The organism is Spiroplasma endosymbiont of Clivina fossor, assembly GCF_964031115.1.
Lineage (GTDB): Bacteria > Bacillota_I > Bacilli_A > Mycoplasmatales > Nriv7 > Nriv7.
Genome location: NZ_OZ035006.1, coordinates 1,697,465 through 1,715,147 on the forward strand (window position 1 = coordinate 1,697,465; position 17,683 = coordinate 1,715,147).

Annotated in this window: 31 protein-coding genes and 2 pseudogenes; 1 reads left to right on the forward strand and 32 read right to left on the reverse strand. The window is 24.4% G+C overall.

All coding sequences use genetic code 4. The annotated features are described in order from the left end of the window. Window positions 1-147: 147 nt before the first annotated feature. The 19 genes and pseudogenes from AAHM82_RS14635 to AAHM82_RS10360 form a co-directional block, all read right to left on the reverse strand. Window positions 148-540, reverse strand: coding sequence for a transposase family protein (locus AAHM82_RS14635; RefSeq protein ID WP_342264845.1), 393 nt, complete (start codon window positions 538-540; stop codon window positions 148-150). Then, a complete protein-coding gene (locus AAHM82_RS14640; RefSeq protein WP_342263396.1) occupies window positions 537-977 on the reverse strand; it encodes a transposase family protein in 441 nt (146 codons plus the stop codon). Before AAHM82_RS14640 ends, AAHM82_RS14635 begins: the two co-directional genes overlap by 4 nt. Before the next feature lie 419 nt (window positions 978-1,396). Next, window positions 1,397-1,447 (reverse strand): annotated as a pseudogene (locus tag AAHM82_RS14645) (hypothetical protein); the annotation flags it as partial. Between the two features lie 149 nt (window positions 1,448-1,596). Further along, window positions 1,597-1,767: a 30S ribosomal protein S21 gene (gene rpsU / locus AAHM82_RS10300; protein WP_342263868.1), complete on the reverse strand. Its 171-nt coding sequence runs from the start codon at window positions 1,765-1,767 to the stop codon at window positions 1,597-1,599. A 672-nt stretch (window positions 1,768-2,439) separates the two neighbouring features. After that, on the reverse strand, window positions 2,440-2,832 hold the full coding sequence (locus tag AAHM82_RS14650; RefSeq protein ID WP_342264845.1) for a transposase family protein: 393 nt from the start codon (window positions 2,830-2,832) through the stop codon (window positions 2,440-2,442). Next, window positions 2,829-3,269 (reverse strand): transposase family protein, encoded by a 441-nt coding sequence (locus AAHM82_RS14655; protein ID WP_342263396.1) that lies wholly within the window; start codon window positions 3,267-3,269, stop codon window positions 2,829-2,831. Before AAHM82_RS14655 ends, AAHM82_RS14650 begins: the two co-directional genes overlap by 4 nt. A 48-nt stretch (window positions 3,270-3,317) precedes the next feature. Continuing rightward, entirely contained in the window at window positions 3,318-3,485 is a 168-nt protein-coding gene (locus AAHM82_RS10310; protein WP_342263869.1) for a hypothetical protein, read from the reverse strand. Window positions 3,486-3,515: 30 nt separating this feature from the next. Beyond that, the gene (locus tag AAHM82_RS10315; protein WP_342263870.1) at window positions 3,516-3,752 is read right to left on the reverse strand and encodes a hypothetical protein; all 237 of its coding nucleotides are present in this window, start codon (window positions 3,750-3,752) and stop codon (window positions 3,516-3,518) included. 15 nt (window positions 3,753-3,767) lie between these two features. Beyond that, window positions 3,768-3,962 carry a hypothetical protein gene (locus tag AAHM82_RS10320; RefSeq protein WP_342263871.1) on the reverse strand — a complete coding sequence of 65 codons (195 nt, stop codon included), beginning with the start codon at window positions 3,960-3,962 and terminating at the stop codon, window positions 3,768-3,770. Between the two features lie 200 nt (window positions 3,963-4,162). Beyond that, entirely contained in the window at window positions 4,163-4,375 is a 213-nt protein-coding gene (locus tag AAHM82_RS10325; protein WP_215825617.1) for a hypothetical protein, read from the reverse strand. A gap of 30 nt (window positions 4,376-4,405) precedes the next feature. After that, window positions 4,406-4,600: a hypothetical protein gene (locus AAHM82_RS10330; protein ID WP_342263421.1), complete on the reverse strand. Its 195-nt coding sequence runs from the start codon at window positions 4,598-4,600 to the stop codon at window positions 4,406-4,408. Window positions 4,601-4,810: 210 nt separating this feature from the next. Next, window positions 4,811-5,143, reverse strand: coding sequence for a hypothetical protein (locus AAHM82_RS10335; protein ID WP_342223612.1), 333 nt, complete (start codon window positions 5,141-5,143; stop codon window positions 4,811-4,813). Between the two features lie 384 nt (window positions 5,144-5,527). Beyond that, the gene (locus AAHM82_RS14660; protein WP_375315770.1) at window positions 5,528-5,749 is read right to left on the reverse strand and encodes an integrase core domain-containing protein; all 222 of its coding nucleotides are present in this window, start codon (window positions 5,747-5,749) and stop codon (window positions 5,528-5,530) included. Next, window positions 5,647-6,012: a hypothetical protein gene (locus tag AAHM82_RS10340; protein ID WP_342263872.1), complete on the reverse strand. Its 366-nt coding sequence runs from the start codon at window positions 6,010-6,012 to the stop codon at window positions 5,647-5,649. The genes AAHM82_RS14660 and AAHM82_RS10340 overlap by 103 nt, the downstream gene beginning before the upstream one ends. 158 nt (window positions 6,013-6,170) lie before the next feature. Next, window positions 6,171-6,563 (reverse strand): transposase family protein, encoded by a 393-nt coding sequence (locus tag AAHM82_RS14665; protein ID WP_342264845.1) that lies wholly within the window; start codon window positions 6,561-6,563, stop codon window positions 6,171-6,173. Further along, on the reverse strand, window positions 6,560-7,000 hold the full coding sequence (locus tag AAHM82_RS14670; protein WP_342263396.1) for a transposase family protein: 441 nt from the start codon (window positions 6,998-7,000) through the stop codon (window positions 6,560-6,562). Before AAHM82_RS14670 ends, AAHM82_RS14665 begins: the two co-directional genes overlap by 4 nt. Before the next feature lie 65 nt (window positions 7,001-7,065). Then, window positions 7,066-7,281, reverse strand: a complete 216-nt coding sequence (locus AAHM82_RS10350) for a hypothetical protein (RefSeq protein WP_342263873.1) — start codon at window positions 7,279-7,281, stop codon at window positions 7,066-7,068. 96 nt (window positions 7,282-7,377) lie between these two features. Continuing rightward, complete coding sequence (locus AAHM82_RS10355) at window positions 7,378-7,680, reverse strand: hypothetical protein (protein WP_342263874.1); 303 nt, start codon at window positions 7,678-7,680, stop codon at window positions 7,378-7,380. Between the two features lie 69 nt (window positions 7,681-7,749). After that, a complete protein-coding gene (locus AAHM82_RS10360; RefSeq protein WP_338968428.1) occupies window positions 7,750-8,175 on the reverse strand; it encodes a hypothetical protein in 426 nt (141 codons plus the stop codon). A 114-nt stretch (window positions 8,176-8,289) separates the two neighbouring features. Between AAHM82_RS10360 and AAHM82_RS10365 the strand changes: the two genes are divergently transcribed. Beyond that, window positions 8,290-9,249 (forward strand): IS1/IS1595 family N-terminal zinc-binding domain-containing protein, encoded by a 960-nt coding sequence (locus tag AAHM82_RS10365; RefSeq protein WP_342263352.1) that lies wholly within the window; start codon window positions 8,290-8,292, stop codon window positions 9,247-9,249. Between the two features lie 135 nt (window positions 9,250-9,384). On the opposite strand, the gene AAHM82_RS10370 is transcribed toward AAHM82_RS10365, so the two are convergent. The 13 genes and pseudogenes from AAHM82_RS10370 to AAHM82_RS10425 all read right to left on the reverse strand — a co-directional run bounded on the left by AAHM82_RS10370 (window position 9,385) and on the right by AAHM82_RS10425 (window position 17,543). Continuing rightward, complete coding sequence (locus tag AAHM82_RS10370) at window positions 9,385-11,208, reverse strand: hypothetical protein (protein ID WP_342263875.1); 1,824 nt, start codon at window positions 11,206-11,208, stop codon at window positions 9,385-9,387. A 36-nt stretch (window positions 11,209-11,244) separates the two neighbouring features. Continuing rightward, the gene (locus AAHM82_RS10375) at window positions 11,245-11,490 is read right to left on the reverse strand and encodes a hypothetical protein (RefSeq protein WP_342263876.1); all 246 of its coding nucleotides are present in this window, start codon (window positions 11,488-11,490) and stop codon (window positions 11,245-11,247) included. Further along, complete coding sequence (locus AAHM82_RS10380) at window positions 11,490-11,723, reverse strand: hypothetical protein (protein ID WP_342263877.1); 234 nt, start codon at window positions 11,721-11,723, stop codon at window positions 11,490-11,492. The genes AAHM82_RS10375 and AAHM82_RS10380 overlap by 1 nt, the downstream gene beginning before the upstream one ends. A gap of 64 nt (window positions 11,724-11,787) precedes the next feature. Continuing rightward, window positions 11,788-12,756, reverse strand: coding sequence for a hypothetical protein (locus tag AAHM82_RS10385; RefSeq protein WP_342263878.1), 969 nt, complete (start codon window positions 12,754-12,756; stop codon window positions 11,788-11,790). Window positions 12,757-12,786: 30 nt separating this feature from the next. Beyond that, window positions 12,787-13,026 carry a hypothetical protein gene (locus AAHM82_RS10390; protein WP_338966925.1) on the reverse strand — a complete coding sequence of 80 codons (240 nt, stop codon included), beginning with the start codon at window positions 13,024-13,026 and terminating at the stop codon, window positions 12,787-12,789. Between the two features lie 42 nt (window positions 13,027-13,068). Beyond that, the gene (locus tag AAHM82_RS10395) at window positions 13,069-13,302 is read right to left on the reverse strand and encodes a hypothetical protein (protein ID WP_338966808.1); all 234 of its coding nucleotides are present in this window, start codon (window positions 13,300-13,302) and stop codon (window positions 13,069-13,071) included. Between the two features lie 159 nt (window positions 13,303-13,461). Then, entirely contained in the window at window positions 13,462-13,605 is a 144-nt protein-coding gene (locus AAHM82_RS10400; protein WP_342263879.1) for a hypothetical protein, read from the reverse strand. Window positions 13,606-13,953: 348 nt separating this feature from the next. Beyond that, complete coding sequence (locus AAHM82_RS10405; protein WP_342263880.1) at window positions 13,954-14,166, reverse strand: hypothetical protein; 213 nt, start codon at window positions 14,164-14,166, stop codon at window positions 13,954-13,956. 148 nt (window positions 14,167-14,314) lie between these two features. After that, window positions 14,315-14,659, reverse strand: a complete 345-nt coding sequence (locus tag AAHM82_RS10410) for a hypothetical protein (RefSeq protein WP_342263881.1) — start codon at window positions 14,657-14,659, stop codon at window positions 14,315-14,317. Between the two features lie 21 nt (window positions 14,660-14,680). Beyond that, a pseudogene (locus AAHM82_RS14675) lies at window positions 14,681-14,800 on the reverse strand (rolling circle replication-associated protein); the annotation flags it as partial. Continuing rightward, window positions 14,749-15,045, reverse strand: a complete 297-nt coding sequence (locus AAHM82_RS10415; RefSeq protein ID WP_342263882.1) for a hypothetical protein — start codon at window positions 15,043-15,045, stop codon at window positions 14,749-14,751. The pseudogene AAHM82_RS14675 and the gene AAHM82_RS10415, both read right to left, overlap by 52 nt. A 153-nt stretch (window positions 15,046-15,198) precedes the next feature. Further along, window positions 15,199-15,480 carry a hypothetical protein gene (locus tag AAHM82_RS10420; protein ID WP_342263883.1) on the reverse strand — a complete coding sequence of 94 codons (282 nt, stop codon included), beginning with the start codon at window positions 15,478-15,480 and terminating at the stop codon, window positions 15,199-15,201. A gap of 137 nt (window positions 15,481-15,617) precedes the next feature. Next, window positions 15,618-17,543: an ATP-dependent helicase gene (locus AAHM82_RS10425; RefSeq protein ID WP_342263884.1), complete on the reverse strand. Its 1,926-nt coding sequence runs from the start codon at window positions 17,541-17,543 to the stop codon at window positions 15,618-15,620. Window positions 17,544-17,683 lie beyond the last annotated feature (140 nt).

Consider the following 17,683-nt stretch of genomic DNA (forward strand, 5'->3'; position numbering starts at 1 on the left):
TAATTATAATTTTTAAATTTAAAATAAATATAAAAGTGTTATTAAAATAATTTTTAGATTATTTTTACAAATATTTTGTCATTAAAACATAATAAAAATTATTATTTACAATAAAAAAAGACTGAAATTTTAAATTATCAAATATATTTAAACTAATAGTTGTAAATTATAAATTGAAGCTATTAAATTAAATCTTAAAGCAAATCTTTTTCTACGATTTCGATATTTTTCACTAATAATTTTAAATTTTTTAAGTATAGCAAAAACATTTTCAATAACAATTCTCATTTTTGAAATTCGCTCATTATTTTGCTTTTCTTCTTTATTTAAAGGGTTTTTCTTTGATTTTCTTTTAGGAATTAAAACATTATGATTAATTTTTTGTATGCCTTGATAACCTAAATCCACTAAAACAGTTGTTTCTGGTAAAAATTTAATTTTTGAATCTTTTAAAATTTTAAAGTCATGGTTTTTACCATAAGAAAAATCAGAACTAATAATTTTTTTACTATCTTTTTCAATTATAACTTGTGTTTTTATTGTGTGTTTTTTCTTTTTTCCTGAGTAGTGCTGTTTTTGTCTTTTTTTGGGCGTTGGATTTGGCTTTCAGTTACATCAATTATAACAGTCTTATCTTTGAAATAATCTTTTAATAGTGATTTTTGACCAGTAAGTTGTTGAAAATTAGGGTGTTTTATTAAAGTGTCTTCAATTCATTTGATATTTCTATAACAACTACTTTCACTAATATCATAACTTTTTGCAATATGAAAATAAGTTCTATATTCTCTTCAATATTCTAAAGTCATTAAAATACGATTTTCTAATGATAATTTATTGGTTCTTCCGCGACGAAATCTCTTTTTTAATTCTTCTATTTTTAAAATTTCTAGCATTTTATTAAAAGTAGTATGTTTAATACCAGTTAATCTTAAAAAATTTTTATCACTTATTTGATTATTTTTTTTAAATTTCATTTAAATTCCACCTTTTTATTAAAAACAACAATTCAATTATATTTTAAATTAATTTTGCAAGAAGTCTAATATATATCCTTCCTTATATGCAATTTCCTAGTTAGCTAACTAGGTGCGAGAAATGCTCGAAATTACCAAAAAGCATTTTTTGGCACACCTAAAAAGTGTTCTCATATTTACAACACAACTTTTTAAATAGAATTTAGTTTTTGTTCGAACAAGTTAATAAATTAATAAAGTTAGTTTAATTTTATTAATTAAAATACCTACCTCCTTTAAAAAATTATTGTTAAGAGGAGTATTTTTACTGGTCTAAAATGTCTGTGTTACCTTACAACCTCCCTGTGAATAGGCTACCGTTTTCAATGTTTTAATACTTCAATATTCTCATTGAAATGATGCTTCTTGTTTTAAAGTTTCTAATGTGAAATTCATTGCTTGTGATAATACTTAATTAACATTGCTAAACAAGCAACAGCACAATCATTTTTTTTGCTCTTGTCATATTAATGGATACAACATTTAATCCCCATTACTACTTTTACTTATCTAATTTTTTCCTTGTAAAACATAAAAAAATCTCGTTAATAATTATAACGAGAAAATTTAACGAGAAAATTTAACGAGAAAATTTACGATTTTGTGCTTGTTTAAGTAAACGTTTTTCTCTGGAAGTACGGAAGTGTTTACGCTTTTCTAATTCTCTTTTAATTGGAGAAGCAACTTTTTTAAATCTGCGTAAAGCTTGATCAATATCTTCTCCATCCCTTATTATCATAAGTAATGCCATTTAATTTTCAACTCCATTTTCCTATATTTTTTACATATGAATATTTTATAGCTAGACCCTATAATTATAATTTTTTTTGCTATAAAATGCAAATGATTTAATCATTGAGGTCGCGTTTAGTTTTCTTAGGTATTGCTTTGAAGAAGTAAAACAATCAGCTAATTATATTATTTAATTACTAAACTAACCCTACCTTTCTTGTTATTGTCATTTTTACTCGTTACCATTTTATCATATTATTGAATTTTTACACAATAAAAATTATAATTGGGTCGCGTTTAGTTTTCTTAGGTATTTTTTAAAAAAGAAAAAATAATCATTTACTATAAATTATTTCAATATGCAAATTAAGTATATATTTCTTATGTATGATTTTTGTTGTAAAAAATTATTTTAATGTTGTCGAAAACTCTTGATAAAATAAAAAAAAATCATCAACTTGATAATTTTAAAAGGCTTTTATGTAAAATTACTATTTTTACTTTAACTTTTTTATATATTAGACTTCTTGCAAAATTAATATGATAATTATAATTTTTAAATTTAAAATAAATATAAAAGTGTTATTAAAATAATTTTTAGATTATTTTTACAAATATTTTGTCATTAAAACATAATAAAAATTATTATTTACAATAAAAAAAGACTGAAATTTTAAATTATCAAATATATTTAAACTAATAGTTGTAAATTATAAATTGAAGCTATTAAATTAAATCTTAAAGCAAATCTTTTTCTACGATTTCGATATTTTTCACTAATAATTTTAAATTTTTTAAGTATAGCAAAAACATTTTCAATAACAATTCTCATTTTTGAAATTCGCTCATTATTTTGCTTTTCTTCTTTATTTAAAGGGTTTTTCTTTGATTTTCTTTTAGGAATTAAAACATTATGATTAATTTTTTGTATGCCTTGATAACCTAAATCCACTAAAACAGTTGTTTCTGGTAAAAATTTAATTTTTGAATCTTTTAAAATTTTAAAGTCATGGTTTTTACCATAAGAAAAATCAGAACTAATAATTTTTTTACTATCTTTTTCAATTATAACTTGTGTTTTTATTGTGTGTTTTTTCTTTTTTCCTGAGTAGTGCTGTTTTTGTCTTTTTTTGGGCGTTGGATTTGGCTTTCAGTTACATCAATTATAACAGTCTTATCTTTGAAATAATCTTTTAATAGTGATTTTTGACCAGTAAGTTGTTGAAAATTAGGGTGTTTTATTAAAGTGTCTTCAATTCATTTGATATTTCTATAACAACTACTTTCACTAATATCATAACTTTTTGCAATATGAAAATAAGTTCTATATTCTCTTCAATATTCTAAAGTCATTAAAATACGATTTTCTAATGATAATTTATTGGTTCTTCCGCGACGAAATCTCTTTTTTAATTCTTCTATTTTTAAAATTTCTAGCATTTTATTAAAAGTAGTATGTTTAATACCAGTTAATCTTAAAAAATTTTTATCACTTATTTGATTATTTTTTTTAAATTTCATTTAAATTCCACCTTTTTATTAAAAACAACAATTCAATTATATTTTAAATTAATTTTGCAAGAAGTCTAATAAATAAATAATATCAAATAACATTCGTCAACTTTGGGGATTATAATAATGCAAAATCGCACCATAAAATCACGCAATAATAAATAAAGTGCGATTTAAAGCGACAAAATCATATAATCTTAAATTTATTTTCTTAAACAATAACATCCGTAAATCACACTCTCCTTATTTTTATTATTATCTGCCGGGCATTAATTTTTCAAACATTTTGAAAGCAATTAAAAATAAACCAATAATTACACCAAGCAAGAAAACTCAATATGTAGCAAAAAAATTAACGACATTTGGCATATTATCACCAATAATATCAGTTCAAATATTACCGAACGCTGTAATTAATGCTTTTCATAAGTTAGTAACCGCTTGTTCGCCAGTAATTTTTGCTGGTGCTTCTGTTAAGAAAGTTCCAATCATATAATCACCCCCTTTCTAAACAAAATATGATTTAACCTTATAAAATAAAATAACCATAAATAAGACGATGAATACTAATACCATTCAAAACGCAATATTTGCCATTAAAAGTCAAAGTAGTTCTTTGGTTAAATCAATTTCTTTACCAGAAACTCACGCCGGAATAGTTGTAATTTGGATAAATAAATCTCAAAAATACAATTTTGTCATTTCTCAATCTAAATCTTTTCAAGCAACTAAAAACATAATAATTACCGCTTAAAAGGTCAAAAGAGTAGAAAAATAATGGCTGAAAACAACATTACAATTATTAAAATTGAAAACAAAAATACAACTTGGGGTGGTAAATCGGCAGTTGGATAAATTAATTCAATTAACTCAATAATTATTTTTTTAAACATTTTCTAAACCTACTTTTTAATTTCTTTTTCATCTTGTTCTAATAAATTTCGCTTAAACTTTGCAATGAATATTCGCTGTGAATAAGTAAAATCTTTTGGTAGCTGTTTTGCTTCACTACCATATTTCTTTTTATCTTTAAAAAACCGATAAATATTAACAGCAATATAATATGCTAGTAATAATGTTAAAATCGTAAAAAACACTAATCCAAATATACTCATCTTTCTTTTCTCCTTAATTTTCTAATTAATTTATTTTTTTAAACAATTATGTTCAACAAAATCAAAACAAAGTCAATTATCACCAACTAAATCAGTTCTAACAGAATCAACTGCAGATTTAGACGCTCAAATTTTTTGTTCTAATCCGGTTTTTTTATTAATAGAATATATAAACTCTTGACAATAATCTTTGCCAGGCTCATCCACACTAACTCACATTTTCATTTCTAAAACTCCAAAATTAATTTTTTTACTACATTAAATCAAAAAATGCAATAACTTAGTTAAATAACTCAAACTAACATTGATAATTAACGGGCGGAGCATACGCTTTCCGCACCGTTTAAACACCTTAAAAACCAACCTAAATTTTTTTAAACTATATTTATTTTTATTATTTCTTTACCTCTATTCTTAAAATGCCTTAAAACACCTTTAAAATGAATTTTTAAAATAATTAAAACTTACATCCTTTTTAGCAATCTCTTTCTCCGCAACAAAAAAACCTAACAACTCATGACCTAAAATCAAACTAGATTCTTGACCTTTCTTATTATTAACTAAAACCAACTGATACTCACCATCTTTAATTATTCCGATACAAATAGAATTCTCATATTTTCCTTTATAAACAAATCGTTTTGAAAACCAAATACCAGTAGATTCATACAATCAGGGAATTGCTGGTGCTTTAATAAGTACTGCATTTTGCGTTTCTTTCAAAAGATATTTTTCAGTATTTAAAAAAATATTTTCAATATTTCTCATATACATACCACCCTTACAATATTTAGTTATATTAACTTAGTTATATTTAACTTAGTCTTTTAACTTAGTTCAATATATTTCTCTTTAAACTCTTTCTTTAAACTAAATTAACATAACTTGTTAGTAAACTTCGTTTACTAAAAAACTTAGTTTATCAACAACAAGGCACAAAAAAATACAAGGCATAACTAAAAATAATAAATATTAATTTAACCTTATATTTCTTGTAATAAATAAATGAGCTCGTATTTATTTATTAATTAAAAGCAAGTTTGTAGAAACCAAAATCTTGTCATATGTATATGGTTTCTACATTTTTAGAACATCCGTGTAATATACCACAGATGTTTTGCACAATCAAGAAAAATATTAAAAAAGGAGAAATTAATTTATTAATTCTTGTAATTTTTGAAATGGTGATTTATTTTGTAATGCTGAATGACAGCGTTGGAAGTTGTAATAGTAATAATATTGATTTAAGAAATGTTGTAGTTCGTTTTGATTTAGTTTTTTATCCTTAACATAAAATAATTTAGTATAATGTTGATGAAACCGCTCAATTTTACCGTTACTTTGTGGCGAACGAATTGGAGTGGTTTCATGGATAACCCCATTCCTTGAAAGAAAGGGGCCGTAAAAGGTCTTTCTTTTACTTTGTATGCTTTTTTATTACTTCAATTAGTAGTAGTAAATTCTGGAGCATTATCAGTGCGAAGGCGTTTAATGGTTATGCCAAGTTCACTAAAATCTTTCATTGCTCTTTGCACAGCGTTAATCGCGTTATTGGTTCCTAAACTATCATAAACATAACCAAATACTATCCGTGTTATTTCGTCAATGAAATCATAAATATAATAGACTTCTTGCAAAATTAATATGATAATTATAATTTTTAAATTTAAAATAAATATAAAAGTGTTATTAAAATAATTTTTAGATTATTTTTACAAATATTTTGTCATTAAAACATAATAAAAATTATTATTTACAATAAAAAAAGACTGAAATTTTAAATTATCAAATATATTTAAACTAATAGTTGTAAATTATAAATTGAAGCTATTAAATTAAATCTTAAAGCAAATCTTTTTCTACGATTTCGATATTTTTCACTAATAATTTTAAATTTTTTAAGTATAGCAAAAACATTTTCAATAACAATTCTCATTTTTGAAATTCGCTCATTATTTTGCTTTTCTTCTTTATTTAAAGGGTTTTTCTTTGATTTTCTTTTAGGAATTAAAACATTATGATTAATTTTTTGTATGCCTTGATAACCTAAATCCACTAAAACAGTTGTTTCTGGTAAAAATTTAATTTTTGAATCTTTTAAAATTTTAAAGTCATGGTTTTTACCATAAGAAAAATCAGAACTAATAATTTTTTTACTATCTTTTTCAATTATAACTTGTGTTTTTATTGTGTGTTTTTTCTTTTTTCCTGAGTAGTGCTGTTTTTGTCTTTTTTTGGGCGTTGGATTTGGCTTTCAGTTACATCAATTATAACAGTCTTATCTTTGAAATAATCTTTTAATAGTGATTTTTGACCAGTAAGTTGTTGAAAATTAGGGTGTTTTATTAAAGTGTCTTCAATTCATTTGATATTTCTATAACAACTACTTTCACTAATATCATAACTTTTTGCAATATGAAAATAAGTTCTATATTCTCTTCAATATTCTAAAGTCATTAAAATACGATTTTCTAATGATAATTTATTGGTTCTTCCGCGACGAAATCTCTTTTTTAATTCTTCTATTTTTAAAATTTCTAGCATTTTATTAAAAGTAGTATGTTTAATACCAGTTAATCTTAAAAAATTTTTATCACTTATTTGATTATTTTTTTTAAATTTCATTTAAATTCCACCTTTTTATTAAAAACAACAATTCAATTATATTTTAAATTAATTTTGCAAGAAGTCTAATACTTTTTATCAACCGGAAAATTTGATGTGGTAATTATTTTGGCATCCATTTGTAAAAGACCAATCTCGGAAACTTCATAACGCTTAAAATGGCGTTTTGTTTGTTTGATTTGTTGTTTTAATTCTTTTCAACGAGAGTCAGATTTAATTCAGCGATAAAAAGTTTTAATATTTTTCGGAATTTCTAATTTTTTAATATCGTGAAAACCCATTTTTAAATTGTTAAATAAAGACCACATTCCACCAGCTTGAATATTTCTATAATCAAAATATAAATCGCATATTTTTTCACGAGAATTTAAATCATATTAATAACTAATTTTGTTAGGTTTTTTATATTTGAAAATTAAACTATTAAAATCATCATTTTGATAAGCAGTAAGAATTTTATTAGCTCACTGATAAAATGTATTTCGTGTACTGTGAAAATGCTTTTTTACTAATTTATTTAAAGTTATTGGTTCTAAATAAAATTGATTACATAAATTTAAATAACTAGTAACTCGTTTTTTAGTTTTGTGATAATGTTTGTGATTATAAATTGTTCTTAATCAACTTTGGACTTTTGCTTTTAAATCGGCTAAATCAGCCTGGCAAATAACATATTTCATTTTTAAAACTCCTTAAAGTAAGAAAACCGTATTACAAAAATACGATTTTCAATAATATTTATTAAATTACTAATTTTTATTAGGTATTTCAGCAAAGAATGAAGTTATTAAATATTGACTAAAACCTAAATCTTTATTTTTAGAAAATGTAATTTTAACATTAACAATTTTATCAATAGTATATTTATTACTTTCACTTTTACCATTACGCTCATAAAAAATGCGAATGTCTTTAAAACCATCAATCGGTTTATAAGAAGTTAAAGGTTCCGCAGAATTAGAAACATCAAAAGGTAATTCATTTTTAATAGAACTAATATTTAATCATCCGCCTCAATCATTGCTAGTAGAACTCGTAAAATTACTATTCAAAATTTCAATAAAGTTTAATTCATATTTTTTTGCATTATCAGTAATTAGAGTATTGTTACCTCTATTACACCCAGAAATAAACATTATACATACTAAATTTAAAGCTGATAAAAATTTTCGCATAAAGAAAAATCCTCCTTTCAAAGGAATTATTTTAATTTTGTCGAAAACTCTTGATATTTATTGAATATACTTAATTTTAGGTATATTTTAATATGATAGAGGTGGATAATAATTATGGAAAAAATAATTCAAGAACTAGTAAATACTTTAACAGATGATCAATTTTTAGAATTTTATGAAAAAGTCAAACAACAAGCAGAATTAATAAAAAAACAAAAACGTTTAAATGAAATTGATCAAAAATTTAGAGCGCAAGGTATTAAATGCCCTAAATGTGAATCTTACCATTGCGTTAAAAATGGACATAATTCAGAAGGAAAACAAAAATATTTATGTAAAAATTGCCGTGCAAGTTTTGACGCTTTTCGTAATCATTTTATTTATTGAAGTCATTTAAATTATGAACAATGAAATTTATTGATTCAAATTTCATTGCTGGGGCAATCTAGTAAAACAATTTCTCGTTTTATTAAAACTACATTAAAAACTGCTTGATATAATCGTCAAAAATTAATGAAATCAAAACAATTAGAAAATACCCAATTAAAATTTAAAAAATTATCTGGTAAAATCCAAATCGATGAAACATTTATTAAAGAAATCCATAAAGGAAATTTCAAATATAAAACTGATCCACGAAGAATTCACCTTGACCCATTCGCAACTAATACTAAATGCTGTATTCAAATGGCAATTGATAATAATAACAATATTTATGTTAAATCCACAAACACCAAACGTTTACAAAAACAATGAGTTATTGAAAATATGAACAAAGAATTAATTAACGAAAATTCAATTATTACTTCTGATATGCAAAAATTATATTTTTTAGTAGCAAAACAAACAAATTCTACTTTATGTGTAACTAAAACAACAATTAATCCTGAAGCTAGTTATCGTAACTTAAATAAAATCAGTAAATTACAATCTAGTCTTAAAGAAGCCTTAATTCATTATCATGGTTTAGGTTTTACTAATATTCAAAATTATTTAAATCTCTGAAAATGAAAATACCAACATAAGGGTTTAACTCCAAACCAACAAACAGCGGTATTATATTTTAATGTATAAAAAAGTTAAAGTAAAAATAGTAATTTTACATAAAAGCCTTTTAAAATTATCAAGTTGATGATTTTTTTTATTTTATCAAGAGTTTTCGACAAAATTAAAAAGGAATTATATTTTATATAAAAATATTGGAAACACTTAAGAGAACTTTTTAATTATTATTAGTAAAATTGCTAGGGGAATTAAAAACTCAAAAAGATATTTAAATGCCGGAACTACTTCAAATACTGGGAAGGCGGTTTTGGTAAAATTAATTGTTGTTTTGGCAATGTCTGCAATGGGGCGAATTAAAAAATTAATCCCAGAAAGACCAAGTAATCAATTTAACACACTAACAGAAGCGTGTTGAATACCACAAGATATGGCACTAAATAAACCTCAATAAGAACAGTTGGGTGTAGGAATTAAGTCATCCATATTACCACTTATGCCACCACCAATAAAAGCTGTTGAATTCAAAATGTTAAAATCGTATAAAGAATAATGATATTTAGTACTTTCATTTTTCTTTTTATATAGCGGAAAAGTCAGTGTAAAAATATTAATTCCATACATGACATCGACTTTGGCATTGTAAAAATGCAGTTTATTACTAGTAGCATTTCATAATTGGTTATCATATGCTTTTAACACATTAAAATCTATTTGATAAGAACTTTTACCAGTATTAAAACCATTGGCAATTTGTTTATCTTTAACAAAGAAATAAGAACGAAAAATCATATTCTTACTATTTTCTAGTGTCGAACCAAAATTAATTAAATACTGTTTGGGATAAAAAGTAATTAAGGAACGATAGAAAAAGCCCATTTGTAAAACATTTTTAGGAATTTGTTGCATTCCTTTATAATCTAATTCTACATAAGTAGAAGCATCCATATCAAAACTCGCATAAAAGAATTGTGTAAAAAAACCACCTAAAACTTTATAAATTTTATCAAATAAATTAAAATAATACTGATTCGATAAATCCTTTAAATAAAAAAACATAAAATCTTTAAAATCAGTCTTTAATTTGTCATCATAGCGTAAAAAATGAAAAGTATTACCATAATAATTAATTTGTCCAAAAAAAACATTAATAAAATCTTCATTTCAACCATCATGTCAAATAAACTTAATTAATTGTTTATCATTCAAATAAAAAGTAACCATTCCTAAAGAAATTTCAATTCTAAAAACATCACTAAAACTAGAAAATTCTAAGTTATCAAAAAAATATAACGAGTTTTCAGGTTCAAAACTACGAGTTAAGGTAAATTTACTATTTTGTTTAAAACCATTTAATTCAATTGACATTTCACTCATATATTTAAAATTATCATCAAAGAAATTAAAAATTGGGACTCAATATAGATAAGAGTAATTAAATTTATCAAAATCTCGCCGTTGTACCATTAAATAATCTAATTTATCTTGAAACTGGTTATACTGATATTCACCATCATTTTTAGTTATTTCAGTTGGTAATGGTTGTTCGTTATCTTTTTCAGGTAAAGGAGGCATTTCAGCTGAGAAGGAAGTTATTAAATATTGACTAAAACCTAAATCTTTATTTTTAGAAAATGTAATTTTAACATTAACAATTTTATCAATAGTATATTTATTACTTTCACTTTTACCATTACGCTCATAAAAAATGCGAATGTCTTTAAAACCATCAATCGGTTTATAAGAAGTTAAAGGTTCCGCAGAATTAGAAACATCAAAAGGTAATTCATTTTTAATAGAACTAATATTTAATCATCCGCCTCAATCATTGCTAGTAGAACTCGTAAAATTACTATTCAAAATTTTACCAAATTCCAAATCACAACTATCTCCACATTGAGCAGGATTGGTGGCTCGTTTTTCTCGCTTTATAAAAGATTGTTCCATATTAGGTTTTGGTGGTTGTTTTGCGTCAAAGAAAGCGCCTAGAGGGACTAAACCAATAAAAGCAATAACTAATAACCACGACATAAATCTATACATATTTATTTGTCCTTTTTTCTGCGTTTAACTTCTTAAAATAAAGTATATTGTTGATAAAATGCCAATTGTTCCAATGATAATAAAAATTGGGTGTTGCGAAAATAATCTAATCATTGGTTTAAATAATTGTAGAAATTCACTGTTAGCCACAATAACTTTATTAAAATATTCCAACCCTTCATTTATAAAACGCCATAAACCAAGAAATTTATCAAAAGCAAAAATAGAAAAAACGGTAATTAAAAGAAAAATTATAACTAGTTTAAACATTATTTTTTACCTCACTCTTTAACAGATTTGTTAACTCTTGTCTTTTTATAACTTTCTTTGGCTTGCATTCCAATACCTAAAATAGCAACAAAGACAAAGTTAACAATTAAAGAGATTAAAGGAATAAGGATAATCCGAATTCCGGTGCCGGGAATAGTCATACTTCAAATTAAATCAAAAACTTTATAAATAATATCTGCAAAAAATGATGCCATTTTTTCTAGATTTGCCATAATTAAGTATCCTTTCTTAGATTAAAATAATATGATAGTTAATTCCTATCTTTCAAATTACTTTTTAGTAATTCCATAATAGACTAAATTTTTCCATTTTAAGGTATTTTAATATTTCTAAATCAACTTCAGTAGTTTCATAAAACTTATCTTCATAAGTGTCAACAACAATGCGATTAGCAACGGGGCGTAAAAAAGATAAATACTTATTGTCGTAACACTCTAAAACAGACATTGGAATTTTTAATTTAAAAAAGTAGATATCTAATTCCGGAATATTACGATATTTAGTTTTACGACCTTTTTTATTATTTTTAGCATCAATTAAACTCGTGCGTCAGCGTTCGTATTCTTCTACAGATTTAAAAGTGCCATAGACAACCTTTAGGTAGGGGCGAAAAAAATTAACTGATTTCTTAGTAATACCAACAATAACCGAATTAGCAATATCTCTAACTTTAACCCAAATATGTTCAGGGCGTTGGCCACTGGCTAGAACAATATGACCAAAATGTCTAACAAGAGCAAAATATTCTTGTAAACCTTGGGTTGATTTATCATTTTCTTTATAATCGGTTCCTTCTAAAAATAAATTGGTTTCGTCTCATAACAATAAATGTTTTTCTTCTAATATTGGATATTCATTATCCAATAACGACATATGCCCCAAAGATAACATTTGTTGATCTAAAATTGGAAATGTTGAAGCCGTCTTTCATTTTTTCCTACCTAAAAGTTTTGAAGCAAAAACTAATAAAGCAGTTTTTCCAGTTCCCAATGAACCAATCACAATATTTAATGGTGATTTGAATAAAAAATTAATAAAAGATTTACGATTAACTCATTGCATAAATTTAGTAATTAAAATTAAACAATTTAAGATAATACCGATGATATGAAAAAATGAAACTCAATATTGTGGATTAATAACAACAAGAAAAGCATAATAATATCAAGAAATAATAAAGAAAGTGCGATTTAAGCTAACAAAGTCATTGATTTTTTCACAGATATTTTTTAGAAATTTAAGCATTATCGCACTCCTTTATTTTTTTAATTACTATTAACGAACTCTTAATAGTAGTTTTTCAAACATTCCAAAAGCAAATAAGAATAATCCAACAATTGCCGGAAATAAAAAAATTCAATAAGTAGCAAAGAAATCTACTACTAATGGCATTTGCCCACTGATAATGTCGCTTCAGATTTTTCCAAAAAGTCCTACCATACTATCTCACAAATTACTAATGGCTTGTTTTCCGGTAATTGCTACTGGTGCATCAGCTAAGAAAGTTGTAAACATATAATCACCCCCTTTCTTTTCAAAATATTTATCCTATATTTATTAACAAAAATAAGATTTAACTTTATAAAATAAAATCAACATAAATAAGATAATAACTGTTGTTAGTAATCAAAAAGCGATGTTGGTTGTTAAAAGTCAAAGTGGTTCTTCAGTTAAATTAATTTCTTTACCACCAGTAATATGAGCTGGAATAGTTGTAATTTGGATAAACAAATCTCAGAAAGTTTGTTTAATTTGTTCTCAATTTAAATCTTTTCAAACAACTAGAAACATTGAAATAAACACTTAATCGGAAGAAAGAGAATCGCAATGAAACTGGCAAATAACACAATGATTACAAGAATTGAGAACAAAAATACTACTTGGGGCGGTAAATCAGCAGTTGGATAAATTAATTCAATTAACTTAATAATTACATCTTTTAACATTGCTTTATCCTTTCGTTTGGATTTCTTGATTTTGTTTATCATTTTTTTCAGTTAAATAAGATAATTTAACAATGAAGCGTTTTTCTTTTTTACTAAAATCCCCTTTAATTTCTTTTGCTTGTTTACCATACTTTTTAACATCGTTCATTCAACGCCACAACCCCCAAGCAACAGCAAAAGCGAGTAATAAGGTTAATAAGATAAAACATATTAGACTAAATATTGCCATTATTTTTCAATTTCCTTTCTATTTAAAGTTTGGTTTTTTGTTCTTTTAATTTTGATTTTTTTAATAAGTCACTCAATGCTACAGTTTATAACTACTGCTATTGTAATGCATATATCTAAATACCCTAGTATCATAAGTGAAATTAATGCTTCAAATTTTTCATATAATAATTTCAAATCATTAATTTCCAATTTTAAAAATGGAATGAAAAAGATAGTAATCATAAAAATGTAAGGCAAAATTCTCCATCAATATTTTTTTAAAGAATTAATGAGTTTGTTTAGTTTCATTTTTCAAAGTTCTTTTTTCCTTAATTTTCTTAACAATAAGTCAAACTAATTTTTCAACTTGAAAAGCAATAAATATCGCACTACCAAATCAATAAACAAACAATCCGAGCAACATAATAACAGTATTTAAACCAAAAAACTTATACATATCTTTTTCAATAAAATCAATAAATTCACTATTTGTTCCCATTATCCACTTAGTATCTAATAAAGTTAAAGTTCAAAGTATTAAATTTATAAAAATAAAAACAATGCTAAGTAATATTTTTAACCAATGATTTTTAAATCAATTTTTAATTCTTATTTTAAATTGCACTTTTTCTTTCATTTTTTAACTCCTAATGTTTCATTTTTCTTAGTTGATTTCTAAATCTTAAGCTTTCTAAGGAAGCATAATTTGCACTCTCAAAATCTACATAATCAATATTTTTAAATTCATAGATTGCTCCACACATTTTAGTTTTAAATTTATTAACTGTTGATTTTAAGTATTTTACAAATTCAGAATTTACGGTTCTATTAACAATATTATTCAAAGTATCGGTAAATATTTGTTTTCTAGTAATGGGGTTTTGACAGTTATAAGAGAATTGATAAGCCTTGATATTTAAGTCATACTGGTTTAATGACTTTTCATTCAGGACATTTTTAGTTATATATTTGGAGCAATATTTTACAACCATTTCATTAGTGTTTTCACGAACTCTAATATTTTTATTAATTCCATAAGGTCAAAATTGTAAAATAATTTTATGAGGTATTTTTTCGGTGATTAAAATATGAAAATGAATAACGCCTCTTTTCTGATATTCATATGTATACAAATACGTAATATTTTTATTAATTCCATAAGGTCAAAATTATGATATGCCTTCCGAATAACATTAGATTTTGCACGAATATTACTATTAAGCAGTTTTGTATCACAATTACCTTTATTTTTTAAACCGCTAACATTGCGGTTATTTGCTTTGATGCGTTCTAAAGGCATAACAATATTACGAATATATTGACCGTAATAAATGGTTTTCATATAAAAATCAGTCGGATTTTGAGGTTGTAAATTCATATTTTATGCTCCCGTTTTAGATTTTCGCCAGTTGTGTTATTTAATCAAGTAATAGTCGGCTTCGCCGACTAACCCGCTAGCGGGCGGGGCGGCATACGCCTTCCGCACCGCTTCGCAGACCGAAATGATTACCAATTAACTGGACAAGTTTTTTTAATTTTTTGATAATTCAATTTTTTGCAAATTAACTATTTTAGGATTTTTATCAAAAGTTAATTCACAACTAAAAAATGATTTAACATTTTCTTTTAACAACTTATAAATTTCTTGTTGCTCTAGATTGTTATCATCAATTCATAAAGCTTTTTGTTCACCAGTAGGCTCAAATAAATCATTTTCATATCGCAAAAATTCGGCAGAGTAACCTGACATCACAGAACCATCTTTGTTTTTAAATACTTTTCTTTTTATACTAACTAATTTAATTTTAAACATTATTTTTTAACTCCTTTAATTTTTTTCTTTCATTTTTAAAACTCGTTTGGATTTAGTTATTCATATAAATTTCCCACATCTAATATATTTATAAAAATTAAGCTTTTAATAGTTTTTCACAAAATTTAAAAGTTCTGTTAATTAAATTTAATTTCTAATAAACTAGTATCAATTTCTGTAATAAATCTTGAAGGTAAACAGTAATTATTAGCTATATAAGAAAACCCTTTACTATAACTTAAAAATAATCCTTTTTTTGCTCTTGTAATCGCAACATATAAAACCCTTCGTTCTTCTTCAATAGCAGTAATTCCTTCTTCAATACTTAAAGTATTAGGAAAAACACCTTCATTTAAACCAATAACAAATACAAAATCATATTCTAATCCTTTAGCATTATGAATTGTCATCAAACTAACTTTATCTTGAACAACAGAATTTTCATCTTGGTCAACATATAAACTAACTTCTTGTAAATAATGTTGTAATAATTCTATTCCTTGTAATGAATCATAATTTTGCAAATCATAATTTTCCATATGATTAAATAATTCTTTAACATTTTCTAAGCGTTCTCCTTCAAAACCATCCACTAATTGTTGTAAGTAAGTACCATTATTTAAAAAATCTTGAGCTAAACAAGTTATTTTTTCATATGACTTTAGTTTTTCTTTTCAAACTTTTAAATATGTAACTAATTTAACTATTGATGGTTTTAAACTAGAAACATTTACCATTAAATATTTTAAAAGCGATTGCTCGCTATTTTGTGATTGTTCAATTAAATTGTTAATTGTTGTTATCCCCACACCTTTAATTAAATTCAAAATTCGTATTATTGATAATTCATCACCATAAACTAAAGTTTTTAAGTAAGCTAAAACATCCTTAATTTCTTTTCTTTCAAAAAACTTAAAAGCACCATAAATACGATAATTAATATAATTATTAATTAATGCCGTTTCTAAATGATGAGAAAGATGATTAGCACGATAAAGAATTAAAATATTTTTTAATAAAATATTTTTTTCAACTAACTTTTTAATTTCTTTAATTACCCAATTAGCCTCGCAAATACTAGTATTACCACAATATAGTTTTATCTTGTTACCGCGGTTATTCATTGCAAATAAATCTTTAGCAATTCGTGAATGATTATAACTAATAAGAATATTTGCAACATCTAAAATATTTTGTATTGAACGATAATTTTGATTAAGAATAAAAGTTTTCGCATTAGGAAAATAATTATTAAAATCTAAAATTAATCTTGCTTTTGCCCCTCGAAAAGAATAAATTGTTTGGTCAGGGTCACCAACAACAGTAATATTTTGATGTATTTTTACTAAATAATTAATTAATTGAAACTGTAATTCATTAGTATCTTGAAATTCATCAACCAAAACATAAGAAAATTGTTTCTGTCACTTTTGTAGTACTTCTGAATGCTGAGAAAATAATTTCAAAGTTAATATTAATAAATCATCAAAATCAACCATATTATTTTTAGACAAATATTGTAAATAAATCTTATAGATTTCTAATCATTGTTGCTTATATTCATAATAAAAGGCGTTATTAATAACATCACAATAAGATAATTGGTTATTCTTTAAATAAGAAATCATACTACTAACTTTTTTAATTTCATTATTATCAAAATTATATTGCTTATTTTTACTAATATTTTTTAAAATATTGATTTTATCAACAGTATCAATGATAATAAAATCTTTTGTATATCCTAAAACCATAATATCTCTTCTTAAAACCCTAACACAAAAAGCATGATATGTATGGATTCATATATATTTAGATTCATCATTACCAACTAATTCATTTAATCGACTTTTCATTTCATTAGTTGCCTTATTAGTAAAAGTTACCGCTAAAATTTGACTACTATTAATGGCCAAATTATGAATTAAATGAGCAATTTTATAAATAATAACTCTTGTTTTGCCACTTCCTGCACCAGCTATAATTCTATTAGCACCTTCACTACTTAAAACAGCTAATCTTTGCTTCTCGTTTAAATGTTTTAAATTTATAACTTCTTTCAAAATTTAAAAGCCATTTTTGTCACAAGAATTACAGATTCCAACTGTATTTTTATTACCAACAACATAACTTTCGCTATCGCATTCGATACAAAATATTACTGCCAAAAGAATACACCCCCAAATAATTTATAAAAACCAAA